This is a genomic window from Cypionkella sp. PAMC25878 (assembly GCF_058135695.1).
The window spans coordinates 3139888-3165486 of record NZ_CM176871.1; the positions used below are offsets into that span (position 1 = coordinate 3139888).

The window sequence follows — 25599 nt, forward strand, 5'->3', positions numbered from 1 at the left end:
CCCACACGCCCGGGCAACCGGGACGATGCGCGGTGGTAGCTCAGTTGGTTAGAGTACCGGCCTGTCACGCCGGGGGTCGCGGGTTCGAGCCCCGTCCACCGCGCCACTTCAAAGCCCCCGCAAGGGGGCTTTTTGGTTTTCCGGGGGCAAGTCCCGAGTTGGGACCATGATCAAGGGCGTTTGGAATCAAGGGTTTGGGTTTTGGCGTTAGGAGATCATTAAGGATTCACTCCGGCCGCTTATCCAGATCGCGCTGTTTCTCACATTGCTTGCGCAGGCGCAGATGGCCCGGTAATCCCCCCATTTTTAACGGGGTGCATCCGTAGAACTTACGCGGCCATTTTCAGTTTCTGGGCGGGTGTGATGCCGCCGATGCCCATGTTCGGGCGGTCGTTGTTGTATGTCCATAGCCATTGTGTGGCGTGATCCTGTGCCTCCTCGATGGTTTCGATGATGTATTGGTCGAGCCATTCATGCCGGACGGTGCGGTTGTATCGCTCGATGTAGGCGTTCTGCTGCGGCTGGCCGGGTTGGATGTGCTGGATCGTGATGCCCTGTCTCTCAGCCCAGATCAGCAGCTTGCCACTGATGTATTCCGGGCCGTTGTCGACCCTTATGGTGCCGGGTTTGCCGCGCCATTCGATGATCCGGTCCAGGCTCCGGATGACCCTTTCGGCGGGTAGCGAGAAGTCAACCTCGATACCCAGCCCCTCGCGGTTGAAGTCATCCAGCACGTTCAGCAGCCGAAACGCACGGCCATCACCGAGGCGATCTGCCATGAAGTCCATGGACCAGGTCATGTTGGGTGCCTCGGGCACAGCAAGCACATCAGGTTTGTCCCGCTTCAGCCGCTTGCGGGGCTTGATCCGCAGGTTCAGTTCCAAGGCGCAATAGATCCGATAGACGCGTTTGTGGTTCCACGGATGGCCCTTCACGTTGCGCAGATGCAGAAAGCACAGCCCAAAGCCCCAGGTCTTGCGGGCGTCGGTCAGACCCACCAGAAGGTCGGCGATCTCTTCGTTCTCGGCTTTTAACTTCGGGCCATAGCGATAGCAGGTCTCGCTGACCCCGAAGGCCCGGCAGGCCAGCGCAATGCTGACCTTGTGTCGCGCCACCGCTTTCTCGGCCATCTCGCGGCGTTGAGATGGCCGCGTCATTTTTTTCCGAGAGCCTCTTTCAGCAGGTCGGCTTGCATGCTCAGGTCCGCATACATCCGCTTCAGCCGGCGGTTCTCGTCCTCGATGGCCTTCATCTGGCTGATCAGCGACGCATCCATGCCGCCATACTTCGCCCGCCACTTGTAGAACGACGCATTGCTCATGCCATGCTCGCGGCACAGCTCTGCCACCGGCACACCGCCTTCGGCCTGACGCAGGATCGCAAGAATCTGCGCCTCAGTGTATCTGCTTGTCTTCATTCAGAATCTCCTCGTTCATCTTGGCGAGAAAATTCTACTTATGCAGCCCCTTACTTTCGGGGGGGATTACCGGTTGACTTAAACCGGTGGCATCCTACGCTATCCCTATGAGCGCGGAATTGAAATATTGCGACGGAACCATCATCGCAGTTGGTGACAGAGTGGCATTGGGAAACGGACAACTTGGGACAGTAGTCGAGCTATATGCTGATGTGGACTCGCTATTCACGCTGGAAAAATCGTCGTCATCACTTGGCACCCCGGGTTTACTTATCGAGACTGACAGCGGTGCCTCCGTAGTTCTTAGCAACCTTCAAGCAGATGATCTTTATCCAGTCCGAAACTAACGATCAAAAAGTCGACCAGATTGCTACGCTGCAGATTGCGATCACTTCCATGTATTGCGCGCCGACAAGGGCTCAGCTTTGGCCTCAAAGCCCCGTCACCCGTCCCACCCGCACTGGGGCATTGCTTGGGGCGGTTCTGCCAGCTGCCGCCTCACCACTTGCCTGAACTTCAGTTGTAAGCCGCTCAGCGAGATGTCTGATAAGTCTTTGACTACGAACATAACCCTGCAATGGCAGTGCCATCACGTTAGGTCTGACTTTGATCTTGCGGAAAATTTGGCTGGGGCGGGAGGGATCGAACCTCCGTATGTCGGTACCAAAAACCGATGCCTTACCGCTTGGCGACGCCCCAACTGCGGCGGTTATTAGCGAAGCCATCGGGGGGGTGCAAGGGGGTTTTTGCGAAAATCTTCATGTGGTTGTCAGGCGCGGGCTTGGCGGCGTATGAGGGGGCATGGAACAGGTTGATGTCATCGTTTTGGGGGCCGGGGCGGCGGGGATGTTCGCGGCAATTGAGGCCGGACGGCGCGGGCGGCGGGTGCTGCTGGTCGACCATGCCAAGGCGGCAGGCGAGAAGATTCGCATCTCGGGCGGCGGGCGGTGCAATTTCACCAATCTCGGGATCGCGCCGGATCGGTTCATCTCGCAGAACCCGCGCTTTGCTTTGTCGGCGCTTAAGCGGTTCACCCAGTGGGATTTTATCGCGCGGATGGATGGCGCGGGGATTGCTTGGCATGAGAAGGCCTTGGGGCAGCTGTTCTGTGACGGCTCGGCCAAGCAGGTGGTGGATCTGTTGCTAGGCGATATGGCGCGAGTTGGGGTGGCTTTGTGGCTGGGCTGTGGGGTGACGGCGGTGCGGCAGGCTTCTGTGGGGTTTGAGGTCGATACTGCGCGGGGGGGGGTGCGGGCGGCGTCGGTGGTGGTGGCGACCGGGGGCAAGTCGATCCCGAAGATGGGGGCGAGCGGGTTTGGCTATCAGGTGGCGGAGAGTTTTGGGTTGCGGCTGGTGGAGACTCGGCCCGGGTTGGTGCCGCTGACCTTTGCGGCGCAGGAACTTGACTGGATGGTGCCCCTGGCGGGGGTGTCAGTGCAAGGGCGGGTTTCGGTGGGCAAGACCGGGTTTGACGAGGCGGTTTTGTTCACCCACCGCGGGTTGTCGGGGCCGGCGGTGTTGCAGGCGTCGAGCTATTGGCGCGAGGGGGGCGAGGTGAGCTTGGATCTGGCACCGGGGCGGGATGTGGGGGTGGAACTCGGGCAGGCCAAGCGGCAGCAGGGCAAGATGGCGCTGAGAACGGTCTTGGGCAGGATCGTGCCGGAGAAGCTGGCGCGGCATATTGAGGCCAGCTTGGGGATCACCGCGCCCTTGGCGGAGTTGGGGCGGGGTGAGTTGGAGCGGGTGGCGGGGCTGCTGCGGGACTGGCGGCTGCGGCCGGTCGGGTCGGAGGGGTATCGGACGGCGGAGGTGACGTTGGGGGGCGTCGATACCGATGGGCTGGATGGACGCACCATGATGGCGCGCGGGGTGCCGGGGTTGTTTTTTGTCGGCGAGCTGGTGGACGTGACCGGCTGGCTGGGGGGGTATAATTTTCAATGGGCGTGGTCGTCGGGATGGGCTGCGGGGCAGGTGGCCTGAGGCGGTCCCAACTCGGGACCATTTTTTGTTGTTTTATATCAGATAGATGACTTGGTGCCGTTAAGGGATTTTTAACGCTTATCGCTAAAATCTGTCTAAAATTGTCATCCTCTGTGCGCAAATATCCTGGGGGTGCGGGGGCTAGCCCCCGCTCCCGATGCCCACAAAGAGCACAAGCTTAGACGTGCAGCGGATCGGCCTTGGCCAAGCGGTCAAACGCCATCAGGCTGGCGACCAAGGCGGCCATCTTGTTGAGTGGGATCATGTTGGGGCCATCGGAGGGCGCGGTATCCGGGGCTTCGTGGGTTTCAATAAACACCCCAGCGATGCCCAAAGACACTGCTGCGCGGGCGATCACCGGGGCAAATTCCCGTTGACCGCCGCTCGATCCGCCAAGGCCACCGGGTTGCTGCACCGAATGGGTGGCGTCCATGATCACCGGATAGCCGGTGCGCACCATGATCGGCAGGCTGCGCATGTCGGTGACAAGGGTGTTATAGCCGAAACTCGCGCCGCGCTCGGTCAGCAGGATGCGCTCATTCCCGGTCGAGGCGACCTTTTCGGCGACATTGGCCATATCCCACGGTGCCAGAAACTGGCCCTTTTTGATGTTCACCACGGCCCCGGTTTCGCCTGCGGCCAGCAACAGATCGGTTTGCCGACACAAAAACGCCGGGATCTGAATCACATCGACGACATGTGCCGCCTCGCGCGCCTGTGCGATGTCGTGAATGTCGGTCAGCACCGGGATGCCAGAGGCGCGTATAGCCTCCAACACCTTCAGCCCTGCGGCCATCCCCATGCCACGACGGCCCGTGAGCGAGGTGCGGTTGGCTTTGTCATAGCTGGCCTTGAAGACATATTGCGCGCCGAGAGCGGCACAGGCCTCGGTCATCACGCCCGCAATCATCTGGGCATGGTCCAGACTTTCCAGCTGACAGGGTCCTGCAATCACCAGCAAGGGCTGATCGTTGCCGACGCGCAAGCCCCCGATGTCGACCTGTTTCATTGCGTTAGGCGTCATCCCGAAGTTACCTGCTCATACAGGATCGCGATGGTCATGGTGATCATCAGATAAATCCCGATCAGGATCAGCATCACCACCAGAGTGCTTTCAAAGGCGCGTGGATAGGCGGCCTCGTCGGCGGCGACCGGGTTGACCGAGACGGAAAGGTAACGGGTCTGCCGATTGGCCTCACTGCGCGCCAGTTCGGTGGCTTGCAGCGATTGCGCCAGCATCAACTGCCGGGTTGTGACCTCGGCCTGTGCCACCAGCAATTCGGACTGCACGCGGGCCAAAGATTGGCCGCTTGCGTCATTCTCGGTCAGCTTGGCGCGCAGTTGCGCGATCTGATCGTTCAAAGTGGTGATGCGGCGCTTCACAGGCTCCATCCGCGCTTGGTTGGGGCTGGCATTGGATTCCATCTGCGCCAGCGACAGCCGTTCAGTGGTCAGCTGGGTTTCCAACTGACCAATCTGCGCCGAGATTAGGCTGATTTCGACCTCGGACGACAGAACCTTGGTCTTTTCTTGCAAGCTGACCACCCGTTCATTGGCTTCCGTCAGCTTGACCTCGGCATCATCATAGCTTTCGCGTGCGCCCTTCATCTGATCATCGCGCACCCTCGCTGTCATCAGATCAACGCGTTCTTCAGCATAGCCGAGCAGCGCTTGCGAGAATTTCACCGCGACCTGTGGATCGGCGGCAATCACTTCCATCTTCACCACGCCTTCGGTGGGGTCGTAAGAGATTTTTACAAATTTATGGTAAAGCTTATAGGCCGCCCCCTGCGTGGCATCGGGGGCAAGCCGTTGCAGTGGATCCATGTTCGGGGCCGAGAAATGCGCGCGAAAGCCGAGGTCATGGTCCAAGCGTTCCATCGCGTCTTGGCTTTGCAGGTAGCCCTGCACGGTGATCGAATCCTGCGAAGTGGCCATCGCCGAGCCCTTCAGCATCGAGCTGAGGCCAGAGGGGGCTGCATCGTTCTGCTGGATGACGAATTCGGTGCGGCTGGAGTAGAGCGGCGTCGCGATGGTGTAATAATAGATCGCGGCAAGGATAGTGGGCAGCCCGACGAACACGAACAAACGCGCGGCCAGCAGCAGCGATTTCTTGCGGCGGCGTGCGACAATATCGCGCTGGATTTTGCCAACTTCGGCGAGATGCGCCCGCTCAATTTGTTCTTCGGTGGAGGGCAGTTGGATCGGTTTGATGGTTTGCGGCAGTTGGATGCCATCGCCGCCGGGGGTGACGGTCAGCGCGCGTGAGCCTGAGGGCGGCATTGGCGGGCCATCGCCGGAGGAGACCAGTTCCAGCACCGAATTGGCTTGAAACGGGTCAATGCCGGCGTTGCGCAGCAGCCGCACGGCGTCAAAGTCGGATGTGGCGGGCAGGCCGTGCTTTTGGGCGAGGCGGCGGGCCATGCGCAACTGCCGACCCGTCAGCCCCTCTTGCCGGATGGTGTCGATATCGGCGGGGGCGCTTTTTTGCGCAGGTTTTTCGGCACCGGGGAAGGTCATGCCAGCAAAGCCGTCTTCCTCATCGGTGGGAAAGAAGGCGCGATCGCCGACGCGGGGTTGCACTGGGGGGGCGGGTTTGGCGGCGGCGGATGTTGGGGCAGGGCTGGCTTTGGCGGCCGCCGTGGTCAGCGGCAAGGGCGCCGGGGCCTCAACTGGATCGGGGCGGCGGGTGCGGAAGCGCTGAACACTAAGTTTGGTAGTCATAAAGCCGCTTCGCCTCTTCTAAAGTTTCAAACATATACAACTGACCATTGCGCAACACAGCGGCCGAGCGGCAGAATTTCTCCAGCGTCGAGGGTTGGTGCGACACCACCACCACGGTGGCATTTTTCAAGCGCTGGCGCAGCACTTGCCCCGCTTTGCGGTTGAATTCAACATCGGTCGAGGACGGCATGCCTTCGTCGATCAGATAGATGTCAAACTCCAGCGCCAGCATCAGCGCGAAGGAAAACCGCGAGCGCATGCCGGATGAAAACGTACCGACCGGCATGTCGAAATATTCGTCGATATTGGACAGCCAGCGGCAGAAGCTTTCGATATAGTCCGGGTCCAGCCCGTAAAGCCGCGCGATATAGCGGGCGTTTTCGGTGGCGGTGTGTTTTGACAGGATCCCGCCCATGAAGCCCAGAGGGAAAGAGATCCGCGAGGTGCGCATGATTTTGCCCTCATCGGGTTTCTCAAGCCCCGCCATCATGTTGATGATGGTGGTTTTGCCGGTGCCGTTGCGGGCAAGGATGCCCAGAGAATTGCCGACTTCAACGGTGAATGAGGCGCGGTCAAGGATCACCTTGCGCGACTTACCTGTCCAAAAGGACTTACTGACATTCTCGAACGCGATCATGGCTGCCCTGACGGGTCTGCCTCCTGCCTGTGCACATCGTTATCGGCCAGTGACCCAGCCCTACCGAAGAAATGTTAACGCTTGGTTCTTGTTGACGCACAAGAGCCGAATACGGGTCTAATCCGGGTTTGAGGCATCATTATGTCGCATCCATGGACAATGGCGCAAGGTGGGGCAGTATTGGGTGGGGAAAATGTGGGCGCGCACGCGGATGTGATGCGTGGCGTGGTGCGGGCGGATAAGGTGGGGCGGCGAATCCTTGCGGTGAGATGTTGTGGTGATGCGGTGGATGTTGGCGGTGCTGTTGGCGGTGATTGGTGCAGGCGCAGAGGCGCGACCGGGGCCAGCGTCGTGTGATGGCAAATATGCGGCGGTGGGCGAGATGTTGGATGCGTCCTTCGGGCGGTTCGGCACGCTTTACGCGGGCAGCGTGGATGTGGGGATCGGTCACGACGTAGGGGCGACGCTCGACCTTTATCGGCTGTGGCATGGCTTGCCGGATTATGGATTTCGCAGCGGCGCGGATTTGTACAAGCCCGCTTGGATGCAGCATCAGCCGCAGGGCGGGCCGTGGGAATATCCGGCGAACCAGCCGGAATGGGCGGATTTTGCGCTGAACCATGCGCTGCCCTATGCGTTGGCGCCGAATGAGACTTACCTTTCGGCGGGCCCGCGTGACTGGGTGGCGAGCACGTTGGATGTGCTGACGGTGCCTGGGCCTAGCCCGGATTGGTGGTTCAACCCCGACCGCGCCAAGGATTTGAGCGATACCGAGGCGGTGATTGCGTGGCACGCGCGGCGGTCTGATCTGGTGGACTGGCTGCTGGGGGCGGCTGTGCACTCGGCCTATCCGATTTACGCGGCGGATCAGATGCGCAAAGAGCAGGACTGGCGGCGGGACAATGACAAGGGCTGGGAAGCCACGCCGCAATTTGACAGCTTGGGCGCGCGCTATTGGGCGCAGTATCGCCGTACGGGCGGGACGGAATGGGCAGTCCTCGCCATGCTGTTTCCGTTGGCCGAGGATCAGGCCGAAACAGCCGACGGGCTTTACAATATCTGGCTGGTGCGCACGCTGAATTGTGTGGCCTCCCCGGCGGAATATGCCGCTTTCGCGACGGTGTATTTTGAACGCAGCACCCGCAATGTCTGGGACGCTGATCTGCCAAAGCCGGATGATCCGATCAGACTTTTGCCGATCCCGATGCAGGATGCGATGATTGACCAAGCGGCACGCGGCTTTCTGGCGCGCAAGACCGCCGCCGGATATTGGTACCGTAAACTGCGGCAGGTTGAGGAGACGCCGCAAGACTTGGCGGCTTTGGCGGCGCTCCAACGCAGCAGGCGCGACGCGGCGTCTTATACGTTGAGCGAAGTGCGCCTGATGTTTGTGGATAGCATGGATGCGTTGACTGATCTGCTGGCAGAAAACAGGTCTGTGCAGTACGCGCGCGCGATTGATCTGCTGTCTGCGGCGCATCTTCGGGTATTGGCGTCGGATAAAAGGCTGCCGCAGCAGGTAAGGGTCAGTCTGGCGCGGGTGGCGTTTCTACGCTTGCTGGCTTTGGGGCGTATCCCCGAAGCCGAGGCGGCCCTACGCGACTATCTGACACTCTATCCAACCGCGCGCTTTGACGCCGAGGCCGAGATGGCGAAGGCATCAGAGCCAGAAGTCAAACTCGCCTTGGCGGCACTGACGATGCCGCTTTCGGTGCGGTATTACGGGCATTGGGCTTGGGATATGACTAAAGTTCCGGGCTTTGGAAATTATTTCGGCACAGTTGGTCAATATAGCGCCAATCTGCCGGATTGGCTGCGCACCGGCGGCGGCTTGCAGGTGGATGTGCAGCGTCTGCTACAGGTCGGGCAGTTTTGGTTCTCGCAGAAGGGCTATACGGAACGGGGGATGCGCAGGCAGCATGATCGAGAGATGGAAATTAGCCTGCCCGAGCCGCGCTTTGTCGGCTTTCCGCCGCAAGGGCCGAATGACCCCGGTGTGCCGTTTGGGCGGTTGGTGGCGTTGGATGAGTTGGCGCGGCTCGGGCCGGATACGGGGCTTTCGCAGCGGTTGAGTGAGGTGGTGATCGCTTGGGCGGATGCCGGGTCGGATACCATCCCCGAGATGATCTTGCAGCAGAACGGCGCGATGCCGCAGGCTTTGCGCCAGATTGTGCAGTTGAACCGCTACCGGACGCGCGGCGATGTGGCGGGCGCGTTTGCGGGCAAGGCGGCGTTTCGCTTGCTGCACGACCGCTTTCCGCTCAGTGCCGCCGCGCGGGCGACACCATATTGGTACAAATGTACCAGTCCCTATTGCGACCGTTAGCGACGGGTCAGGCGCGCGAGCAGCAAGGCGGCGGCTCCGGCGAGGAGCGACAGCGCAAGGCCAAGGCGGGCGGCTTCGGCCATGCCGCCGCCGGGCAGGGCGGTATCTAGGGCAAGGACCGGGACGGTGAAGCCGAGGCCGAGCAGCATGGCGATCAGCAGCAGCTCACGCAAAGCGATGCCTTGCGGCAGGGTGCGGTGGGTGAAGCGTGCGGCAAGCCAGCAGCCAAGCAGAAAGCCCAAGGGTTTGCCGATCCAGAACGCGGCGAGGGTGGTCAGGGTGGTGGGGGCGAAGGCCGAAAGATCAATGCCGCCACGGGTCAGGCCGAACAGGAATAGCACCAGCGCGAGCGGGCGCACCAGCAGGTGGGCGAGGCGGTTGAGCGGGTCGTGCAGAAAGTTTTCCGCCTCGGCAAAGAAACCGAAAGAGCGGTCGGCGTGCGGGATGGCCGGGATCACGGGCAACAGGCCAAGCGCCGGGGGTAGGCCAGCCGCCGCGACGCCGATGAAGGAGATTGCTCCGGCAAGGATATAGGGCCAAAGCATCAGGCCACGGCGGCGGGCGGCCTCGGATGCGTTCAGGCGTTGGCGGCGGCCATAGAGAGCCCAGACGCCAAAGCTGGCGAACAGCGGCAGCGCGAGCCAGCCCAAGCGGAACAAACCCCCGCTGGGGTAGGACAGGCCCAACACCAAGAGGCCGAGAAAATCGCAAGCGATGGTGACCAGCAGCAGCACATGCAGCGCGGGGTGGTTTGGTCCGAACACCCGGCGGCCCAAGACGTAGCCGAGCACCACATCCGAGCCGAGCGGGACTTGCCATCCGATGGCGAGGCTGGATTCGGCAGCGGTCTCGATCAGCGCGCCGGTGAGGATCCAGATCAGGGCGGCTCCGATCGCGGCGCCAATCACGCCGCCGAGGGGCACCAGCGATTGCGGGCCAGAAAGCGCGCCGCGCTCTAGGATCAAAGCCTCCCACAATTCTTTGCCGACGAAGAACATGAACAACGCCATCAGCCCATGTGAGGTCAGCGAGGCGGGGGTCAGGGCCGGGCTTTGCAGCGACCATTGCGTCAGCCACGCGGGCAGTTGATCAAGGACAAAGGCAGGGGCGTGCAGATCGGCGATGCGCCATTCGATGAAATCATAGTAACCTGCGGCATCAAGGTTAAGCCAAAGCGTGGCCGCAAGGATGCCAAGGCACAGGGCGAGGGCGAAATGGCGCACGAAGGGCGAGACACGATACATAGCGGGATTCCGGGGAGGCGCGGGGTTTATCCCTCACTAACTGGGGGGCAGCGGCGTCACAATCGGGATTTGGCGGAAGTCTGCGAGTGTTGCTGCGCTGTTGCGGTGCGGCATTTGTGGCGGTAGCGATGGGAAAACGGAGGATGTGATGCAAAGTCTCGATCAGGCCTATGCGGCGATGCAGGCGGGGGACGCCTCGGCGGGGTTGCGGTTTTACCGGCTGTTGGCGGATGCCACCTTGTTTTTGCTGCTGGAGCGCGAGGCGGAAGGTGAGCGGGTGGATCCTCGGGTGTTCGATCTGCCGGATGGGCCGGTGCTGCTGGCCTATGATTCCGAGGAACGGTTGGCGGTTTTCGGGCAGGGGCCGCAATCTGGTGCGGGCCTGCCTTATGCAGCACTTCCGGGGCGGTTGATTGCGCAGCAGATGCTGGGGCAGGGGCTGTCTTTGGGGCTGAACTTTGGCACGGGCGCTGCGTCTGAGGTGCTGTTGCCGCCGGAAGCGCTGCGCTGGCTCTGTGAGATGCTGGAGGCGGCTCTGGTGGAGGTCGAGGCGACACCTGTGCAGTTTTTTGCCCCCAAGGGTTTGCCGGAGGCGTTGAGCGATGCGCTGACCTTTACGTTGGGCGGGGCGGCTGGGTTGGCGCGGGCGGCGTTGCTGTCTGGGGTGTGGTATAGCGACGGGCGGTTGGGGCATATGCTGGCGGTGATTGATGCGGCTCCGGGCGCGGAGGAAGCCTTGGCGCGGGCGCTGTCGGAGGCTTTGGTATTCTCGGGGCTGGAGGCGGGGGAGTTGGATGTGACGTTCCTGAGTTCCGGCGATGCGGCTGTGGTCGAGCTTGCGCGGGTGGCGATTGTGTTTGAGGTGCCGGAACTGGTGGCGCAGGCCGCGGTAGAGCGGGCGGCGCCGGGGATGGATGGGAAGCCGCCGCGCTTACGGTGAAGGCTGGGGGTTTCACACCCCCAGACCCCTGTGGGATATTTGAGCACAGAGGATGATAATTTTAGTCAAACTGTTTGGAATGGATTTGGGGTATTATATTACCGTATATCGTAACTTGTTGAATTTACTATTTATTATATTCGTCCTGCCGCTTGACGCTGCGCGCTGGTTCAGCGATAAGCCGCCATCCGAAATGCGAGAGGTGACTCTCGCCCTCTCTCTTATGGGTTCAAGATGAAAACCTTCTCCGCTACGCCTGCGGACATTGACAAGAAATGGATCCTGATCGACGCCGAAGGCATCGTTCTGGGCCGTCTTGCAACGATCGTGGCTTCTATCCTGCGCGGCAAAAACAAGCCGACCTTCACCCCCCACATGGACATGGGTGATAATGTTATCGTCATCAACGCGGACAAAATCCAGATGACCGGTAACAAGCGCAACGACAAGATCTACTACTGGCACACCGGCCATCCGGGCGGCATCAAGCAGCGCACCGCCAAGCAAGTCTTGGAAGGTGCTCACCCCGAGCGCGTCGTGATCAAAGCTGTTGAGCGTATGATCACCCGCAACCGTCTGGGCCGCGTTCAGATGACCAACCTGCGCGTTTACGCGTCGGCTGAGCATCCGCATGAGGCGCAACAGCCCACCGTTCTGGACCTTGCGGCCCTGAACCCGAAGAACACCCGGAGCGCATAATCATGTCCGATATCAAATCTCTCGACGATCTGAAATCGGTAGTCAGCGCTGCGGCTCCTGCTGCACCGGCTGCCATTGTGCGTGTGGCTGTGCGTGACAAGTTGGGTCGCGCCTATGCAACCGGCAAGCGCAAGAACGCTGTTGCACGCGTCTGGATTAAACCGGGCTCGGGCAAAGTGGTTGTGAACGGCAAAGAGATGGCGGTCTATTTCGCGCGTCCGGTGCTGCAAATGATCCTGCGTCAGCCGTTCACCGTGGCTGGAGTTGAAGGCCAGTTCGACGTGATGGCAACGGTTGCTGGTGGTGGTCTTTCGGGCCAAGCTGGCGCTGTGAAACATGGCGTTTCCAAAGCCTTGCAGCTTTATGAGCCCGCTCTGCGTGGCGCGTTGAAAGCCGCTGGCTTCCTGACCCGCGACAGCCGTGTGGTTGAGCGTAAGAAATACGGCAAGGCGAAAGCCCGTAAGTCGTTCCAGTTCTCGAAGCGTTAAGCTTTACGATCTTGGATTGTGCAAAGGCCCGTGGGAAACCACGGGCCTTTTGTATTGGCCGCGCGGTCGGGCATCTTGGGGCAGGGCATAAAAAAACGGGCCGGAAAAACCGGCCCGAGGTTGGGGAACACGGAGAATGGGGTTAGGCGCGCCAGAACGGCTTTTCAGCCTCGACCTCAGCATGACTTTCAGACAGGCCAATGTCGCGCAGCATGTGTCTCGGCATCTGCGCCAACTGCTTTCGGGTGCGATAGCGCAACTCCCATGCCGCGACGGTCAGCGCCAACGATACCAGCACGCGCGACAGTGGCGGCAAAGGTTGGGCGTTCAGAGCGAGGGCTTGGTTATACGACATGGCTTCATCCGATTGTATTGATACAAGATGCAGATACCTGCTATGATTGATACAATGCAGGGCCGCGAATCGCCAGAGGAACATTGTTATGAATACAATCTGGGTGCCTGATTTGGCCGGCGACGAAGGACCGAAGTACTTATCGCTGGCGCGCGCGTTGCGAGACGCGATCCGCACCGCGACTTTGCCACAGGGCACACAATTGCCGACGGTCCGCGATTTGGCCTATCGCTTGGCTGTGACGCCGGGGACGGTCAGCCGGGCCTATCAAATCGCCACGCAGGAAGGTCTGCTCGAGGCGACGGTGGGGCGCGGCACGTTTGTCGCGGCGCGCAAACCAAGGCTGGGGCCGACGCAGCCTTTGTTCACTGACCGCGATCCGGGAGTGGATGACGGTCGGGTCGATCTGCGCTCGCCGCAGCTGCCGGATGTCGGGCAAGTGGCGATATTTGGCGATATTCTGCGCAAGGTTTCTCTGAGCGTCGGCGTGGAATGGCTTGATTACACGCATCAAAGTGGCGAGCGTCCGCTGCGCGCGGCGGTGGTGGGCTGGCTGGCCAACCGGGTGCTGGGGCCGATCAGCGAAGATGATGTGATGCTGACGCATGGCGGGCAAAGCGGCATTGGTTTGATCTTGGACTGCTGCTTGCGCGGCGACCGTCCGGTGGTGCTGATCGAGGATCTGGCCTATCCCGGCTTTCGCTATGCGGCGCGTGCGGCGCGGGCCGAAGTGATCGGGATTGAACTGGACGAGGAAGGTATCCGCCCGGATGCGTTAGAGGCCGCCTGCAAACGCTATGGCGCGCAAGTCTTGTGTCTGACCCCTAGCGCACAAAACCCAACCACGGCCCGGATGAGCCAAGAGAGACAATCGCAAATTGTATCCATCGCGCGGCGCTATGATCTGCAAATTATCGAGGATGAGTGCTATTTCTATTCGGGCGCGCCCGATCCGGCTTTGCGGGCTTTGGCGCCGGAACGGGTGTGGTATGCGGGCAGCCTGTCGAAATCCATCTCGGCGGCATTGCGCTTTGGCTATGTGATCTGCCCGACCGGGATGGGGCCGACGGGGCGGTTGGCTGCCCAACATTCTTTTTTTGCGCTGTCTAAGCCTTTGGCGGAATTTGCGCTGGAATTGTTCAACTCGGGCGCTGCGGATGAAATCCGCGCATCGGTTGAAGCAGAATTTTCGGAACGTTTGCAGATGGTTGTCAACCGCTTGGGCGCGTTTGATCTGTCGTGGCAGAAAGGAATTCCCTTTGCGTGGTTGCGGCTGCCGCAGGGTTGGCGGGCCTATACCTTCACCCGGATGGCCGAGGAGCAGGGGGTTTTGCTGCGCGCGGCGGATCAATATGCGATGAGCAATGGGCGCGCGCCGAATGCGGTGCGGCTGGCGATTGCGGGGGGAATCCCGCGTCAACAGTTGGATGCGGGCCTCGCAGCGATGGGCTACATGCTGCCGCGACCACCGAACGATATGGGCGTGTGAATGTGTGGCTTTCTGGACTCGGCTTGGTACAATCCTCTTGGCAGGAATTGACCGAAGGGAGGTCATCGCGCAAGATTCTAGGATCGAGCAGGTAAGCCAGACATATAAAAGAAAGGCCCGAAAATGGGACTTCAAACCACGTTTCACGCGCCGGGAGCGGGCGCTGATTTCCTTGGGATGCGCAAGTCGCGCGCCGGATCAACCGAGATTGTCTATGATGATGGCCTGAAGCAACGGCTGGTCTGGCGGGTGTCGGAGGGGGCTGGCGATCAGGGGATCTCGGATGCGTTACAGGCGGCGGTGGGCGCGCAAAGGGTGCTCGCCTGTCTGTATGAGGAGCTTAAAAAGCGGGCAATTCAGATCGAACGGATCTGAATTCATCCTGTTTTCCTTGCGCGATGGTCCCTTGGCGGCAATGATCGGTCAGGATTTGCGATCAGATAAGACTTGCGCGGTTTCGCGGGATCGGCTTAATTTGATCAAAAGACGCAAAGCTGTGCCAATCAAGGCGCAACAGGGGGACTGGGATGCAATCGAAACCAAAGGTGCGCTTCAGGGGATCTGAAGCCGCCAACGGGCTGTTGATGATCAGCCCCACCGCGATTTACGCGATTCTGCTGTTGGCCGCGCCCTTGGCGATGATCTTTGCCTACAGCTTCATGACCGATGGTTATCTGAAGATTATCCCACATTTTCAACTGTGTAACTACATCGGAGAATGTCACTCCTACAAAGATGTCAACGGCGTGATGACCGAGTCTCAGACCTACAAAGGCGTTTGGTCGGACCCGCTGGCGCTGACGCTGATGTGGCGGTCGCTGCTGATTTCGATGGTGGTGACGGCGGTGACGGTGCTGCTGGCGTTTCCGGTGGCCTATTACGTCAGCTTTTACGTCGCGCCTTCGAAAAAGTCGTTGTGGCTGTTTTTGATCACCATTCCGTTCTGGACCAGCTATCTGATCCGGGTGTTCTTGTGGAAGGTGATTTTGGGCACTGGCGGGCCGATCAACTTCGGGTTGCTGGAGCTTGGCCTGATCCAAGAGCCGATCACTTGGTTGCTGTACAATGTCAATTCGGTGGTGATTACCCTCGCGCATGCCTATGCGCCATTCGCGATCCTGCCGATTTTCGTCTCGCTAGAGAAGATCGATCGTTCGTTCCTAGAGGCGGGGCGTGATCTGGGCGAAAGCCCGTTCATGACCTTCTGGCGGGTGACGCTGCCTTTGGCGATGCCGGGGGTGATTTCCTCGGTGCTGATCGTGTTTATTCCGACCATTGGCGATTATGTGACGCCCAGTTTGGTTGGCGGGCCAGAGGGCAAGATGGTCGCCAACCTTGTCGAGTTGAATTACAAAAAGCTGGACAATTATCCGCTGGGATCGGCGCTGGCGGTGTCTTCGATGGCGCTGGTGATGGCGGTGAGCCTATTTTTCTTATTCCTGAATCGACGGTTTTTGCGGGGGAACAAGCGATGAAGGGCGGTTGGTTTCGCGGCTATACGATCTTCTATCTGATCTTCCTCTACGCGCCGATCATTCTGCTGCCGATCTTTGCGTTTAACAACGCCACCACGATCGCCTTTCCGCTGAATGGCTTCACCACGGCATGGTTTGGCAAGTTGTGGGACGATCCGGCGCTGCATCACGCGCTGAAAAACTCGCTGATCATCGGCTGTAGTGCGGCGGTGATCTCGACCTGCTTGGGGATTTTCGCCTCGCGCGCCTCCAGCCGTTATACGTTTCCGTTCAAAACCCCGTTGATGGGGCTGATCATGCTGCCCTTGGTGATGCCAGATATCATTTTGGCGGTGGCCTTGCTGACGGTGCTGCTTGGCATCGGCATGCCGCTCAGCCTGTTCACCGTGATCCTGGGCCATGTGCTGGTCTGCACGCCATTTTCCATCGCAATCCTGTCGGCGGCGTTTCAGTCTTTGGATCAGTCGCTGGAGGAAGCCGCTTATGACTTGGGCGAAACCCCGGTGTCGGCGTTCCGCTTGGTGATCCTGCCGCTGGTGCTGCCGGGGATCATCTCATCGCTGTTGATCACCTTCACCATCAGCCTTGATGAATTCATCATGGCGTTCTTTCTGGCGGGCAATGAAAACACCCTGCCGGTCTATATCTTTGGCCAGTTCCGCTTTCCGCAGAACGTGCCGGTCATTCTGGCTTTGGGGACGATCCTCGTTTGTCTGTCCATCGCCTTGCTTGCAACCGCAGAATATTTCCGCCGCCGTGGCCTCGCCAAAACCGGTGGTAAGGATACTGGAGGCTTCCTGTGACGTCTGAAACATCAACCGCTGCCGATCAGACGATGATCGAGTTCAAAGACCTTCATAAGTATTATGGCGATTATCACGCCCTGCGTGGCATCACCGCGACGATCAAGGCGGGGGAGTTCTTCAGCCTGCTAGGTCCGTCCGGCTGTGGCAAAACCACGCTGTTGCGCACCATTGCCGGGTTTGAGGGGATTTCCTCGGGCGTGGTGATGATTGATGGCAAGGATATGGCCAATGTGCCCGCCAATGTGCGACCAACCAATATGGTGTTTCAAAGCTACGCGATCTTCCCGCATTTGACGGTGGAGCAGAACGTCGGCTTTGGTCTGCGCAAAGACCCGCGCTCGGCTGCGGAAAAGGCCAAGGCGGTGGCTGAGGCGTTGGAAATGGTCGGGCTGAAAGGCTACGGCGCACGGGCGGCCCATGCGTTGTCGGGCGGACAGCGGCAGCGGGTGGCATTGGCGCGCGCGCTGATCCTGAAGCCGAAGGTGTTGCTGCTGGACGAGCCTTTGTCGGCGCTGGATAAAAAGATGCGCGAGCAGATGCAGATGGAGCTGATCAAGCTGCAACGGCAGGTTGGCATCACCTTCATTCTGGTGACGCATGATCAGGAAGAAGCCTTGGTTATGTCGGACCGGATTGCGGTGATGTTTGAGGGTGAGATCGCACAACTGGCCGACCCTGAGACATTGTACAGGCGTCCGAACTCGCGCAAGGTCGCGGATTTCATTGGCACAATGAACTTTTTGCCTGCGGATATTCTGTCGGAGGTGGATGGCAAGGTTGAGGTTGAAGCCAAGGGTTTTGGCCGTCTGACTTTGGACGCCGAGCAGGTTTCGGTGGCTCCGGGAAGCTCTAGCGCCTCGATTGGCTTCCGCCCCGAAACGCTGACGATCCTGTTTGATGGGCAGACTGCAACCGACCGCGAAAGTAAGGCGGAGGTGGTCGAGGTCGTCTATTACGGCGACATGACCTATTACGACATCAAGCTGGAAGGCACGACCGAGCCGATGCGGTTGTCGATGCGCAATGTGTTTGGCCGTCCGGTTCTGGACATTGGCACGCAAACCCGCGTGGCATGGTCCCCGGGGGCGCTGGTTTTGTTCCGCTGAAAATAAAGGCCCCTGCGGGGGCCTTATTTATGTGTCTGGCCGCAACAGCCCCAACCCGCGCAGATAAATCCCGATGCCTGCCTCCAACAAGTCTTCCGGCGGAAATGGGCTTTTGGCACCCGGCGCGCCACGCATATAAAGTTCCACCACGCCGTGACTCAGCGCCCAGATATGCGCCGAGAACATGCTGGAGGGTGGGCGTTTGTTGGCGGGCAGGTGTTGCGACAACCTCTCGGCGGCTTGTTCCAGCACCGCGCGGGCTTTTTGCGCGACAATGGCAAGGTCGGGATGTGCTTGCAGACTGAGGCCGGATTCGAACATCGCCATGTAATGGCCGGGATATTTGCGCGCGAAGGCCAGATAGGCGCGGCCCGTCGCCTCAAACGCCGCGAGCGCCGTGGGCTGGCCGTTGTTATAGGCAAACTCCATCAATGCTGCGAAAATATCATAGCCTTGGCGGGCGACCTCGGCGATCAGATCGTCGCGGCCCGCGAAATGGCGGTAGACGGCGGCGGGGGTGACATCGGCGGTTTTCGCGGCCTCGGACAGGGTGAACCCGGTCGGGCCTTGGTCGGCGATCAACTCTAGCGCCGCCTCAACCAAGGCCTGCCGCAGATTGCCATGATGGTAGCCGCGTTTCACCCTTTTGGCCTCATCTTCGGGCCGCCGCAGATTTTCTCATCAATCTTACCGATCACATTCAGGTCTTTACCTTTGAAATCCACCGAAAGCAGGATGTTTTGTATCGCACAAATCCGGGTGCGCAGCTTGTCATCCGACAAGATCACCGTCCAAGGCGCATATTTGAAATCGCTTTGTGCGAAGGTTTCATCAATCGCGGTGCAGTATTCCTGCCATTTCGCCAAGCCATCAATGTCGATTTGGCTTAGCTTCCATTGCTTAAGCGGGTCTTGCTCACGATCCAAAAACCGTTGCAACTGCTCGGCTTGGCCGACTTCCAGCCAGAGCTTGACCAGCACAATCCCCTCATCCACCAGCATCCGTTCAAATTCCGGCAGTTGTCGGAAGAATTTGGCGCGCTGTTCGGGGGTACAAAAGCCGAAAACATGCTCGACAATGCCGCGATTGTACCAAGAGCGGTCGAAGAAGGCGATTTCGCCCGCCGCAGGCAGCCAATCGACATAGCGCTGGAAATACCATTGCGCGGCTTCACGCTCGGTCGGTTTTGGCAACGCGACAATGCCTGCGACGCGGGGGTTGAGGTTCATATGGGCGGCAGAGATCGCCCCACCTTTGCCCGCCGCATCGCGGCCTTCAAACACCACCACCATGCGCTTGCCGGTGGCTTTCACATCTGCCGCCATCCGCACCAGCTGTACCTGAAGCGCGTCCATCTGGGCGTTGTAGTCAGCTTTCTTCATCTCGGTCCGGTAGGGGTAATCCTTCCACAGAATCTCGTCTTTACTGGCCTTTTCGATGGTTTTGCGCACCTCTTTCGGCGCGGCTTCCTTGAAATAGCGGCTGATTGCGCCGTCAAAGGGCAGGTCCATGATTTCCTCCAGCTTTAGGGTTGCCCCACTATGGCGATTGCGGGCTTGGGCGCAATCCAGAGCGTTCGGCGGCGCGTCCAATCGCCGCCAGCGTCTCGGCGCGGTGGCTGTAATGCGGCATGTGGCCCGCACCTTCGATCACCGTCAGATGGGCCGATGGCAGGCGTGCAGCCAGCGGTTCGGAATGGATCGCCAGCGGCACGATGGTGTCGGCACTGCCGTGGATCAACTCGATCGGCAGGGTCAGTTGCGGGTAGAGCGGCTCTTGCGCGACAATTTCGGGGCGTAGATTGTTCACTTGCGCGAAATTGGCACTCAGGGTGCTGCTGCGCATCGTCAGTTTCGCGGCGATGGCTTGGGCATAGCCGGGCGGCACCGGATCGGGCGCGAAGATGGCGGCGATGGTGGCGTCGAGATAGCTGTCGGGGGTAAACGCCGAGGCCAGCGGCGGGATTAGCGCCGCGCCGATTGTGCTATCGGTCAGGCGGTAGAAGATATCCAAAGCGCCGGGCCACGGCAGCGAGGGGGCCGAGATCAGCACCAAGGCGCGGGGTTTTACGGGGGCGAAAAGCGCCCAAGCCAAGGCGACAGAACCGCCATAGCTTTGGCCGACGACAATGGGATCGTGGACGTTCAACTGTGCGGCGGCGTCCGACAACTGCAGGGCTTGGCCACGCAAAGATTGCTCGGGGATCGGGTCTGACCAGCCCAAACCCGGCCGATCAAAGGCGATGACGCGGTAGGATTTTTCCAGATCGGCGGCAAGCGCCACAGTCATGTCGCGGGCATTGCCGGAGGCACCGTGGATCAGGATCAGATCGGGGCCTTGGCCGCTGATATAGACATGTACTTGCGCGCCATTGACCGTCAGAAACTGGCCTTCAGGCGGGAATCCGGCGGCAATCGCGGCCTCGCGCGACTGCGCGCGATACAGCGTCAACGCCGAGACCCCGCCCAAAAGGGCCGCCGTTATCAGGATCTTAGCGGCCAATCTCTGCCATGTCATAAGGCGTGCCCTGATAAATCTCGTTGATCCAGTTGCCGTAAAGCAAATGCGCGTGGCTGCGCCAGCGGTTCAACGGAGGTAGGGCAGGATTGTCGTTCGGGTAGTAATTATCCGGCACATTGATCGGGGTGCCAGCGGCCACATCGCGGTCATATTCCTGCTTCAGCGTGTCGCTGTCATATTCAAAATGGTTGAAGATATAAAGCGCGCGATGCGCCGGGTCTTCGACCAGACAAGCACCGACCTGATCGCTGCCCAGCAGGGTGCGCAGACCGGGGGCTGCGTCAATCTCGGCCTGTTCCATCTCGGTCCAGCGTGACACCGGAATGACAAATTCATCTGAGAAGCCGCGCAGGAACGGCGACGTGGGCGCAAGGTTCATGTGCCGGAAACAACCAAACGCCTTGTGATCCAGCATGTGTTTCTTGACGCCATGGAAATGGTTGATCATCGCCATGCCGCCCCAGCAGACGCCGAAGGTGGAGAATACGTTGGTTTGGGTCCAATCCATCACCTCGCAGAGTTCGTCCCAATAGGTGACCTCATCGAAGGCGAGGTGTTCAATCGGCGCACCCGTGATGATCAAGCCGTCGAATTTTTCATCTTTCACCTCTTGGAACGGGCGATAGAAGGTTTCCATATGCTCGGCGGCGGTGTTTTTAGCTTGGTGTTCGGACATGCGGATCAGTTGCAGATCAATCTGCAATGGGGTCGCGCCGATCAGACGGGCGAATTGGTTCTCGGTCTGGATTTTCTTCGGCATCAGGTTCAAAAGCCCGATGCGCAGCGGGCGGATTTCCTGCGCTTGCGCCCGCTCGGGCGACATCACCATGACGCCTTCGTTCCGCAGAACGTCAAAGGCGGGCAGTGAGGCGGGCAGGGTGATCGGCATGGGTTTATCCTGATAAAGCGGGTAGTTAGGCGTTAGTCTGACGGCGATCAAGGGCCGTTGCGATCATATCATCGAAATCGGCGGGGGTTTTCACCTGGGCCACCTCCTCGGCCGTCACCGTGATGCCCCAGCGCGCCATCGCGGCATAGCGTGGCTGGCGATGATCGAGCAGGCGGGCGTAGCCGAAGCGCAGGAAAGCGTCAGGATCGACTTCGGTCGAGGATTTGCCTTCTTTGGCAAGGTATTCGGCCCAAAGTTCGGTCAGAAAATCCGGGCGGTAATACATCGGTTTTGGGCTGCGATCAAAGCGGCGGGCGAGTTCGGCTTTATGCGCGTCGGAGCCTTTGATCCAGACCAGAAGCTGGTTATCCGCCAAGGCCCGCATCACCGGATCGGCGGGGTTTTCGGCATCGACCACCTCGCAGATCGAGCCTGAGGTGTCGCAGATAAAGTTCTGATAGCCATAGATATCTTCCGCGCGCTCGACAAAGCGCGGCACGTCCAACATGGCCGAGATTTCGGCCTGTGCATGCTCGGCCTGACGGCGCTGATATTCCTCAAACGCGATGCCACCGCGCGCCGGATCACCGGGCTTGCCGAGATAGGTCGAGAGCGGGGCCAAGTTATTAAAGGTGATGTTCGAGGCGATATAGACCGAATCCGACATCAACAGTTCGCGCAGCAGCGGCACTTTCATCGCCTCGCGCTTGAAGTTGTCGGCGATGAATTCGTTCATATAGCGCGTGCCGATGCGGTAATCGACCGAGTAGTGAAACCAGCCGCCATCGCCCGCTTGCCCCGCGTCGCGCAGCATGTTCGAGAGATAGGTTTTGCCCAAGCCCGACATGCCAAACAGCAGCACCCGCTTTTGCTCGGCTGCGCGAAACATTTGTCCTGAGGTGTAAATCATCGCGCCCTCCGCTGGCTTGGCACGGCTTTGTTACAGGCGCAGGCCGGGAGGGGGAAGCGAAAATCAAAGCGGCCCCGCAAGCACTGCGGGGCCGCAAAGTCAAAGTCTCAGATCAGAACGCGTAGGAAATCCGCATGCCGACACCGATCGCCGAATTGTCCGAGAAATTCGACGCCGCAGTGACATCATTCAGCGAGGTCTGCGCATCACCGATGCGGATATAGGACACACCGCCCGAGATTTTCAGCTTGCTTGCGGTGGTATAGGCGGCCCCGATGGTGATGCTGGTTTTGCCATCATGCGGCCCAAGGTTGGAGGCAAACCCCCCGACCTGATCTTCAAAGCCAATCGAGACTGAGCCGGACCAGTTTTCGTTAAACCGACGGCCAACGCCCAAAGTATAGGTCACGGTATCCGAGTCATAAGACACCAACGGCGACGGGGCTGGATAGCCTGCGGGGTCGATCACGAAAGCTGACCAATCCACCCAACGCACCGAGCCGAACACCAGCGTATCCTTGGCGACACCTGACTGGAATTCGAGGTTCACGCTTTGCGGCGAATCCACCGAGGTCGTGCCCGCCACATCCACGCCACCGGTGAGCAGGCTGGATTCCACCGTGTTGAAATCATGGGTGATTTTCGAATTATAGGTCAGCGCCACCCGCAAGGCGATCTCTGGTTTTTCATAGGCCACACCGACCAGATAGCCAAGCCCGCTCGACTGATCGGAGTCGACCTTATAGCTTGCCACGAAAGGAACCGAGGCCTTGGCATCCATCAGCTCATAGCGCAGACCGCCGAAAATGCTGATGTTGTTGTCAGTTTTATATTTCAGCACCGTGGTCAGCGCGGTCGTATTCAGTTCCGCCGTGGAGCCTTGGGCAAAGTAATTGGTGCCGGTCGGATAGCTGACTTTCGCTCCGAATGGCTGGTCGAAAATCACGCCCAGATCCCAATGCTCATTCAGCTTGGTTTTCACCGCCATGCCGATCTGATTGTATCCACCCGCCATATCGCCGGAAGAAAACCCAGCCCCGGGCCCTAAAGCCGCAGAAGATACACCAGATACATCCGGCGAGACATGGCCGAAGCTGAGTTCGACATAATCGCCGCTCTCAAAGATCGAGGCTATGCTTTGACCCGAGCGATCAACCCCGCCCGCCTGTGCCAGCGTGGTGGTCATTGCCAATGCGCCAAGCGCGGTGATGATATGCTTCATGGTCTACTCCCCGTAACCGATGCTGCATCTTGGCATGTCCCAACTTTTCCGTGGGTTAATGCGTCTGATGCGGTGATATGTCACGCTAAGCGGAAGCCAGCGCGACGGTCAATCAATGACGCGGCGTCACACGGTTGTGATTGGCTCGATGTGACCTTTGGGTCGGATTTCAGCCCGGATGTTCAACCAAATGCCTGCAAAAATCACCGCGGCGCCAAGGATGACGTAGGGGTCAAGCGGCTCGGCATAAACCAAGGCACCCACCACGGCGATCAGCGGCAGGCGTAGGAAATCCAGTGGCATGACGTAAGAGGCCGGGGCGAGTTTCAGCGCTGCCGTGATGCAGTAATGCGCGGTCACACCGGCAAGGCCGATCACGCAGAGCCACGGCATTGTGGCGGCGGTGGGCAGATGGAAAATGCCATCTGAAAGCGCTGCGGCAAGACCGAAGAAGAACTGCATCAGCGTCAGCCAGAACAGGATGCAGCGGATCGAGATACCCTTGGTCAGTTTTTTGGTGACCACATTGGTGGTGGCAAAGCAGAAGGCCGAGCCAGCGGCGGCCAGCACGCCGGGGTTCAGATGCGCCAGATCCGGGCGCGCCACGATCAGCACGCCGACAAAGCCCAAAGTGGCGGCGATCAGGCGGATCTTGGTCAGCCGCTCGCCCAGCAGCAGGGCGGCCAGCAGCACCACCCACAAGGGCGAGGTGAACTCGATGGCGAAAAGCTGCGCCAAGGGGATCATCGTCAGCGCCCAGAACCACAGGTTTTGCCCGGTGAAATGGATGACGTTGCGCAGGGCATGGCCGCCGAGATTGCGGGCGGTGATCTCATGCAGCTTGCCGGTGGCCGCGGCCAATGCCAGCACCAGCACAAAGCCCACGGCTGAGCGCACCGTCATGATCTCAAAACTGTCGTGGCGCGGGCCAATCTGTTTGGCGGCAATCGCCATCGCCGAGAACGCCAGAATCGAGCCGATCATCCAGAGTGCTGCGCGGATCGCGGGCGAGTTTGGGGCTTTGGGCAGGTTCATTGGCTGACCTGTGAGGTCATCGAATGGGGCTGAAGCGTTTCTCTGTCAGGCTCGATCCCATCCAGACGGTCGGCTTTGCGCAGGGCCGGGAACATCCAGGCCCAAGAGCCGGTGACGATCATGGTGCCGATGCCGCCGAACACCGCCGCCCCGACCGGGCCGAGAAAGCGCGAGACGACGCCGGATTCGAATTCTCCGAGCTCATTAGAGCCCGAGATGAACAGACCTGATACCGACGACACCCGGCCGCGCATGTGATCCGGTGTGACGATCTGCACCAAGGTTTGCCGGACATAGACCGAGATCATGTCCGCAGCCCCCAGCACCGCCAAAGCGCCCACCGAGAGATACATATTCTGCGACAGCCCAAACACCACCGTTGCCAGACCAAACGCGCCCACCGCCCAAAACATCCTGATCCCGGCGCGGCGCTTCAAGGGCCAGCGCGCCAAGGCCAGTGCCACCAGCACCGCGCCGATGGCCGGGCCAGAGCGCAGAATGCCAAAGCCCTCGGGCCCGACATGCAGAATATCGCTGGCAAAGGCGGGTAGTAGCGCTGTTGCCCCGCCCAGCAGCACCGCGAACAGATCCAGCGAGATCGCGCCGAACACGATCTTGTTGTGGAAGGTGTAGGCGAGGCCCTCTTTGATCTGCGTCCATTGGCTACCCGGTTGACGTTCGGGTGTGGTGTTGGCGCGCATCAATAGCAGGATCGCCACGCCAGCGACGTATAGCGCCGCCGTGGTGGCATAGGCGGCGGCGGTGGACATCGCGCACAGCATCCCACCCAGCCACGGTCCAATGATCACAGCCCCTTGCCAGCTGAGCGATTTCAGCGAGATCGCCTGCGGCATGTCGGATTTCGGCACCAGCATTGGCACCAAAGCCGTGGCTGCCGGGGACAGGAAGGCGCGCGCGGCACCGAACAAAGCCGCGATGGTGAAGATGGCGGTGAAACCGGGTTCAGGGTGCAGGGCCAGCGCCACGAGGCCCAAAACACCCGCGGTTTCGGTCAGTAGCGCCAGCATCACGATCATCCGACGCGAATAGCGATCCGCCAGCGACCCGGCCCACAGGGTCAGCACGAACAGCGGCAGAAATTGGCACAGGCCGACCATGCCGACCAGAAAGGCGCTTTCCTCAATCGACAAGGTGGCGCGGCCAAGGCTGTAAATCTGCCAACCGATGGTCACGGCCTCAACCTGCGCCGCGATATTCACCAAGGCCATGCCGCCCCAGAACAGGCCGAAATCGCGGTGACGGAACAGAAAGTTTTGGGACAGCGCACGCATGGCGCAAGGCTTAGCGCTATCAGCGGCGCTTTGCCAGAGATCGAT

24 protein-coding genes and 2 tRNA genes are annotated in these 25599 nt (G+C 60.0%); 11 read left to right on the forward strand and 15 right to left on the reverse strand.

The annotated features are described in order from the left end of the window. The first annotated feature begins 29 nt into the window (after positions 1–29). Positions 30–106, forward strand: a tRNA-Asp gene (locus ACS5RD_RS15420). A 223-nt stretch (positions 107–329) separates the two neighbouring features. On the opposite strand, the gene ACS5RD_RS15425 is transcribed toward ACS5RD_RS15420, so the two are convergent. Both ACS5RD_RS15425 and ACS5RD_RS15430 read right to left on the reverse strand, forming a co-directional pair. Next, positions 330–1417 (reverse strand): IS3 family transposase gene (locus ACS5RD_RS15425; RefSeq protein WP_489928006.1). Its coding sequence is split into 2 segments (ribosomal slippage): positions 330–1162 and positions 1162–1417, totalling 1089 coding nucleotides; the frame shifts between segments, so codons are not numbered across the junction. Positions 1418–2041: 624 nt separating this feature from the next. Further along, positions 2042–2116, reverse strand: a tRNA-Gln gene (locus ACS5RD_RS15430). 102 nt (positions 2117–2218) lie between these two features. On the opposite strand from ACS5RD_RS15430, the gene ACS5RD_RS15435 reads away from it, so the two are divergent. After that, entirely contained in the window at positions 2219–3397 is a 1179-nt protein-coding gene (locus ACS5RD_RS15435; protein WP_489928144.1) for a BaiN/RdsA family NAD(P)/FAD-dependent oxidoreductase, read from the forward strand. A gap of 178 nt (positions 3398–3575) precedes the next feature. Here the strand turns inward: ACS5RD_RS15435 and kdsA are convergent, their stop codons facing one another. Genes kdsA through ACS5RD_RS15450 form a run of 3 tightly spaced genes read right to left on the reverse strand, consistent with a single transcriptional unit; the run spans position 3576 to position 6758 of the window. Further along, entirely contained in the window at positions 3576–4406 is an 831-nt protein-coding gene (kdsA, locus tag ACS5RD_RS15440; RefSeq protein WP_489928145.1) for a 3-deoxy-8-phosphooctulonate synthase, read from the reverse strand. 11 nt (positions 4407–4417) lie between these two features. Further along, complete coding sequence (locus ACS5RD_RS15445) at positions 4418–6121, reverse strand: KpsE/RkpR family capsule polysaccharide export protein (RefSeq protein WP_489928146.1); 1704 nt, start codon at positions 6119–6121, stop codon at positions 4418–4420. Continuing rightward, entirely contained in the window at positions 6105–6758 is a 654-nt protein-coding gene (locus ACS5RD_RS15450) for an ABC transporter ATP-binding protein (RefSeq protein WP_054006153.1), read from the reverse strand. Before ACS5RD_RS15450 ends, ACS5RD_RS15445 begins: the two co-directional genes overlap by 17 nt. A 280-nt stretch (positions 6759–7038) precedes the next feature. On the opposite strand from ACS5RD_RS15450, the gene ACS5RD_RS15455 reads away from it, so the two are divergent. Continuing rightward, positions 7039–9084, forward strand: coding sequence for a hypothetical protein (locus tag ACS5RD_RS15455; protein WP_489928147.1), 2046 nt, complete (start codon positions 7039–7041; stop codon positions 9082–9084). Here the strand turns inward: ACS5RD_RS15455 and ACS5RD_RS15460 are convergent. Then, positions 9081–10328 (reverse strand): Na+/H+ antiporter NhaA, encoded by a 1248-nt coding sequence (locus ACS5RD_RS15460; protein ID WP_489928148.1) that lies wholly within the window; start codon positions 10326–10328, stop codon positions 9081–9083. The two genes, ACS5RD_RS15455 and ACS5RD_RS15460, sit on opposite strands and share 4 nt — an antisense overlap. A gap of 148 nt (positions 10329–10476) precedes the next feature. Here ACS5RD_RS15460 and ACS5RD_RS15465 point away from each other — a divergent pair, with 148 nt between their 5' ends. From ACS5RD_RS15465 to rpsI, 3 genes are all read left to right on the forward strand, one after another. After that, positions 10477–11268, forward strand: coding sequence for an SseB family protein (locus ACS5RD_RS15465; protein ID WP_489928149.1), 792 nt, complete (start codon positions 10477–10479; stop codon positions 11266–11268). 234 nt (positions 11269–11502) lie between these two features. Then, positions 11503–11967 carry a 50S ribosomal protein L13 gene (gene rplM, locus ACS5RD_RS15470; RefSeq protein ID WP_054006148.1) on the forward strand — a complete coding sequence of 155 codons (465 nt, stop codon included), beginning with the start codon at positions 11503–11505 and terminating at the stop codon, positions 11965–11967. A gap of 2 nt (positions 11968–11969) precedes the next feature. Beyond that, positions 11970–12455 carry a 30S ribosomal protein S9 gene (gene rpsI / locus ACS5RD_RS15475; protein ID WP_054006147.1) on the forward strand — a complete coding sequence of 162 codons (486 nt, stop codon included), beginning with the start codon at positions 11970–11972 and terminating at the stop codon, positions 12453–12455. Positions 12456–12597: 142 nt separating this feature from the next. Here the strand turns inward: rpsI and ACS5RD_RS15480 are convergent, their stop codons facing one another. Further along, complete coding sequence (locus tag ACS5RD_RS15480; RefSeq protein WP_054006190.1) at positions 12598–12810, reverse strand: DUF1127 domain-containing protein; 213 nt, start codon at positions 12808–12810, stop codon at positions 12598–12600. 88 nt (positions 12811–12898) lie between these two features. Here ACS5RD_RS15480 and ACS5RD_RS15485 point away from each other — a divergent pair, with 88 nt between their 5' ends. From ACS5RD_RS15485 to ACS5RD_RS15505, 5 genes are all read left to right on the forward strand, one after another. Next, positions 12899–14299 carry an aminotransferase-like domain-containing protein gene (locus tag ACS5RD_RS15485; RefSeq protein WP_489928150.1) on the forward strand — a complete coding sequence of 467 codons (1401 nt, stop codon included), beginning with the start codon at positions 12899–12901 and terminating at the stop codon, positions 14297–14299. Positions 14300–14422: 123 nt separating this feature from the next. Beyond that, complete coding sequence (locus ACS5RD_RS15490; protein WP_489928151.1) at positions 14423–14674, forward strand: hypothetical protein; 252 nt, start codon at positions 14423–14425, stop codon at positions 14672–14674. A 152-nt stretch (positions 14675–14826) separates the two neighbouring features. After that, positions 14827–15774 (forward strand): ABC transporter permease, encoded by a 948-nt coding sequence (locus tag ACS5RD_RS15495; RefSeq protein ID WP_489928152.1) that lies wholly within the window; start codon positions 14827–14829, stop codon positions 15772–15774. Beyond that, on the forward strand, positions 15771–16577 hold the full coding sequence (locus ACS5RD_RS15500) for an ABC transporter permease (protein WP_054006143.1): 807 nt from the start codon (positions 15771–15773) through the stop codon (positions 16575–16577). Before ACS5RD_RS15495 ends, ACS5RD_RS15500 begins: the two co-directional genes overlap by 4 nt. Before the next feature lie 32 nt (positions 16578–16609). Further along, positions 16610–17686, forward strand: coding sequence for an ABC transporter ATP-binding protein (locus ACS5RD_RS15505; protein ID WP_489931387.1), 1077 nt, complete (start codon positions 16610–16612; stop codon positions 17684–17686). Between the two features lie 27 nt (positions 17687–17713). Here ACS5RD_RS15505 and ACS5RD_RS15510 read toward each other — a convergent pair whose 3' ends face one another. From ACS5RD_RS15510 to ACS5RD_RS15545, 8 genes are all read right to left on the reverse strand, one after another. Beyond that, positions 17714–18328, reverse strand: coding sequence for a TetR/AcrR family transcriptional regulator (locus tag ACS5RD_RS15510; RefSeq protein WP_489928153.1), 615 nt, complete (start codon positions 18326–18328; stop codon positions 17714–17716). Further along, the gene (gene ppk2 / locus ACS5RD_RS15515; RefSeq protein ID WP_489928154.1) at positions 18325–19197 is read right to left on the reverse strand and encodes a polyphosphate kinase 2; all 873 of its coding nucleotides are present in this window, start codon (positions 19195–19197) and stop codon (positions 18325–18327) included. The genes ACS5RD_RS15510 and ppk2 overlap by 4 nt, the downstream gene beginning before the upstream one ends. Before the next feature lie 28 nt (positions 19198–19225). Beyond that, complete coding sequence (locus ACS5RD_RS15520; protein ID WP_489928155.1) at positions 19226–20203, reverse strand: alpha/beta fold hydrolase; 978 nt, start codon at positions 20201–20203, stop codon at positions 19226–19228. Beyond that, positions 20178–21095 (reverse strand): homoserine O-acetyltransferase MetA, encoded by a 918-nt coding sequence (metA, locus tag ACS5RD_RS15525; protein WP_489928156.1) that lies wholly within the window; start codon positions 21093–21095, stop codon positions 20178–20180. The genes ACS5RD_RS15520 and metA overlap by 26 nt, the downstream gene beginning before the upstream one ends. Positions 21096–21120: 25 nt before the next feature. Continuing rightward, a complete protein-coding gene (locus ACS5RD_RS15530) occupies positions 21121–22005 on the reverse strand; it encodes an ATPase (RefSeq protein WP_054006138.1) in 885 nt (294 codons plus the stop codon). Positions 22006–22117: 112 nt separating this feature from the next. Beyond that, positions 22118–23227 (reverse strand): OmpP1/FadL family transporter, encoded by a 1110-nt coding sequence (locus ACS5RD_RS15535; protein ID WP_489928157.1) that lies wholly within the window; start codon positions 23225–23227, stop codon positions 22118–22120. Between the two features lie 126 nt (positions 23228–23353). Next, the gene (locus ACS5RD_RS15540) at positions 23354–24262 is read right to left on the reverse strand and encodes a DMT family transporter (protein WP_489928158.1); all 909 of its coding nucleotides are present in this window, start codon (positions 24260–24262) and stop codon (positions 23354–23356) included. Continuing rightward, positions 24259–25554 carry an MFS transporter gene (locus ACS5RD_RS15545; RefSeq protein WP_082351573.1) on the reverse strand — a complete coding sequence of 432 codons (1296 nt, stop codon included), beginning with the start codon at positions 25552–25554 and terminating at the stop codon, positions 24259–24261. Before ACS5RD_RS15545 ends, ACS5RD_RS15540 begins: the two co-directional genes overlap by 4 nt. Positions 25555–25599: the final 45 nt, after the last annotated feature.

Bases quoted from the DNA above. Each gene is read 5' to 3' on its own strand.
- ACS5RD_RS15435 (WP_489928144.1), top strand. From the start codon at position 2,219: ATGGAACAGGTTGATGTCATCGTTTTGGGGGCCGGGGCGGCGGGGATG.
- kdsA (WP_489928145.1), bottom strand. From the start codon at position 4,406: ATGAAACAGGTCGACATCGGGGGCTTGCGCGTCGGCAACGATCAGCCC.
- ACS5RD_RS15445 (WP_489928146.1), bottom strand. From the start codon at position 6,121: ATGACTACCAAACTTAGTGTTCAGCGCTTCCGCACCCGCCGCCCCGAT.
- ACS5RD_RS15450 (WP_054006153.1), bottom strand. From the start codon at position 6,758: ATGATCGCGTTCGAGAATGTCAGTAAGTCCTTTTGGACAGGTAAGTCG.
- ACS5RD_RS15455 (WP_489928147.1), top strand. From the start codon at position 7,039: ATGCGGTGGATGTTGGCGGTGCTGTTGGCGGTGATTGGTGCAGGCGCA.
- ACS5RD_RS15460 (WP_489928148.1), bottom strand. From the start codon at position 10,328: ATGTATCGTGTCTCGCCCTTCGTGCGCCATTTCGCCCTCGCCCTGTGC.
- ACS5RD_RS15465 (WP_489928149.1), top strand. From the start codon at position 10,477: ATGCAAAGTCTCGATCAGGCCTATGCGGCGATGCAGGCGGGGGACGCC.
- rplM (WP_054006148.1), top strand. From the start codon at position 11,503: ATGAAAACCTTCTCCGCTACGCCTGCGGACATTGACAAGAAATGGATC.
- rpsI (WP_054006147.1), top strand. From the start codon at position 11,970: ATGTCCGATATCAAATCTCTCGACGATCTGAAATCGGTAGTCAGCGCT.
- ACS5RD_RS15480 (WP_054006190.1), bottom strand. From the start codon at position 12,810: ATGTCGTATAACCAAGCCCTCGCTCTGAACGCCCAACCTTTGCCGCCA.
- ACS5RD_RS15485 (WP_489928150.1), top strand. From the start codon at position 12,899: ATGAATACAATCTGGGTGCCTGATTTGGCCGGCGACGAAGGACCGAAG.
- ACS5RD_RS15490 (WP_489928151.1), top strand. From the start codon at position 14,423: ATGGGACTTCAAACCACGTTTCACGCGCCGGGAGCGGGCGCTGATTTC.
- ACS5RD_RS15495 (WP_489928152.1), top strand. From the start codon at position 14,827: ATGCAATCGAAACCAAAGGTGCGCTTCAGGGGATCTGAAGCCGCCAAC.
- ACS5RD_RS15500 (WP_054006143.1), top strand. From the start codon at position 15,771: ATGAAGGGCGGTTGGTTTCGCGGCTATACGATCTTCTATCTGATCTTC.
- ACS5RD_RS15505 (WP_489931387.1), top strand. From the start codon at position 16,610: ATGATCGAGTTCAAAGACCTTCATAAGTATTATGGCGATTATCACGCC.
- ppk2 (WP_489928154.1), bottom strand. From the start codon at position 19,197: ATGGACCTGCCCTTTGACGGCGCAATCAGCCGCTATTTCAAGGAAGCC.
- ACS5RD_RS15520 (WP_489928155.1), bottom strand. From the start codon at position 20,203: ATGACATGGCAGAGATTGGCCGCTAAGATCCTGATAACGGCGGCCCTT.
- metA (WP_489928156.1), bottom strand. From the start codon at position 21,095: ATGCCGATCACCCTGCCCGCCTCACTGCCCGCCTTTGACGTTCTGCGG.
- ACS5RD_RS15530 (WP_054006138.1), bottom strand. From the start codon at position 22,005: ATGATTTACACCTCAGGACAAATGTTTCGCGCAGCCGAGCAAAAGCGG.
- ACS5RD_RS15535 (WP_489928157.1), bottom strand. From the start codon at position 23,227: ATGAAGCATATCATCACCGCGCTTGGCGCATTGGCAATGACCACCACG.
- ACS5RD_RS15540 (WP_489928158.1), bottom strand. From the start codon at position 24,262: ATGAACCTGCCCAAAGCCCCAAACTCGCCCGCGATCCGCGCAGCACTC.
- ACS5RD_RS15545 (WP_082351573.1), bottom strand. From the start codon at position 25,554: ATGCGTGCGCTGTCCCAAAACTTTCTGTTCCGTCACCGCGATTTCGGC.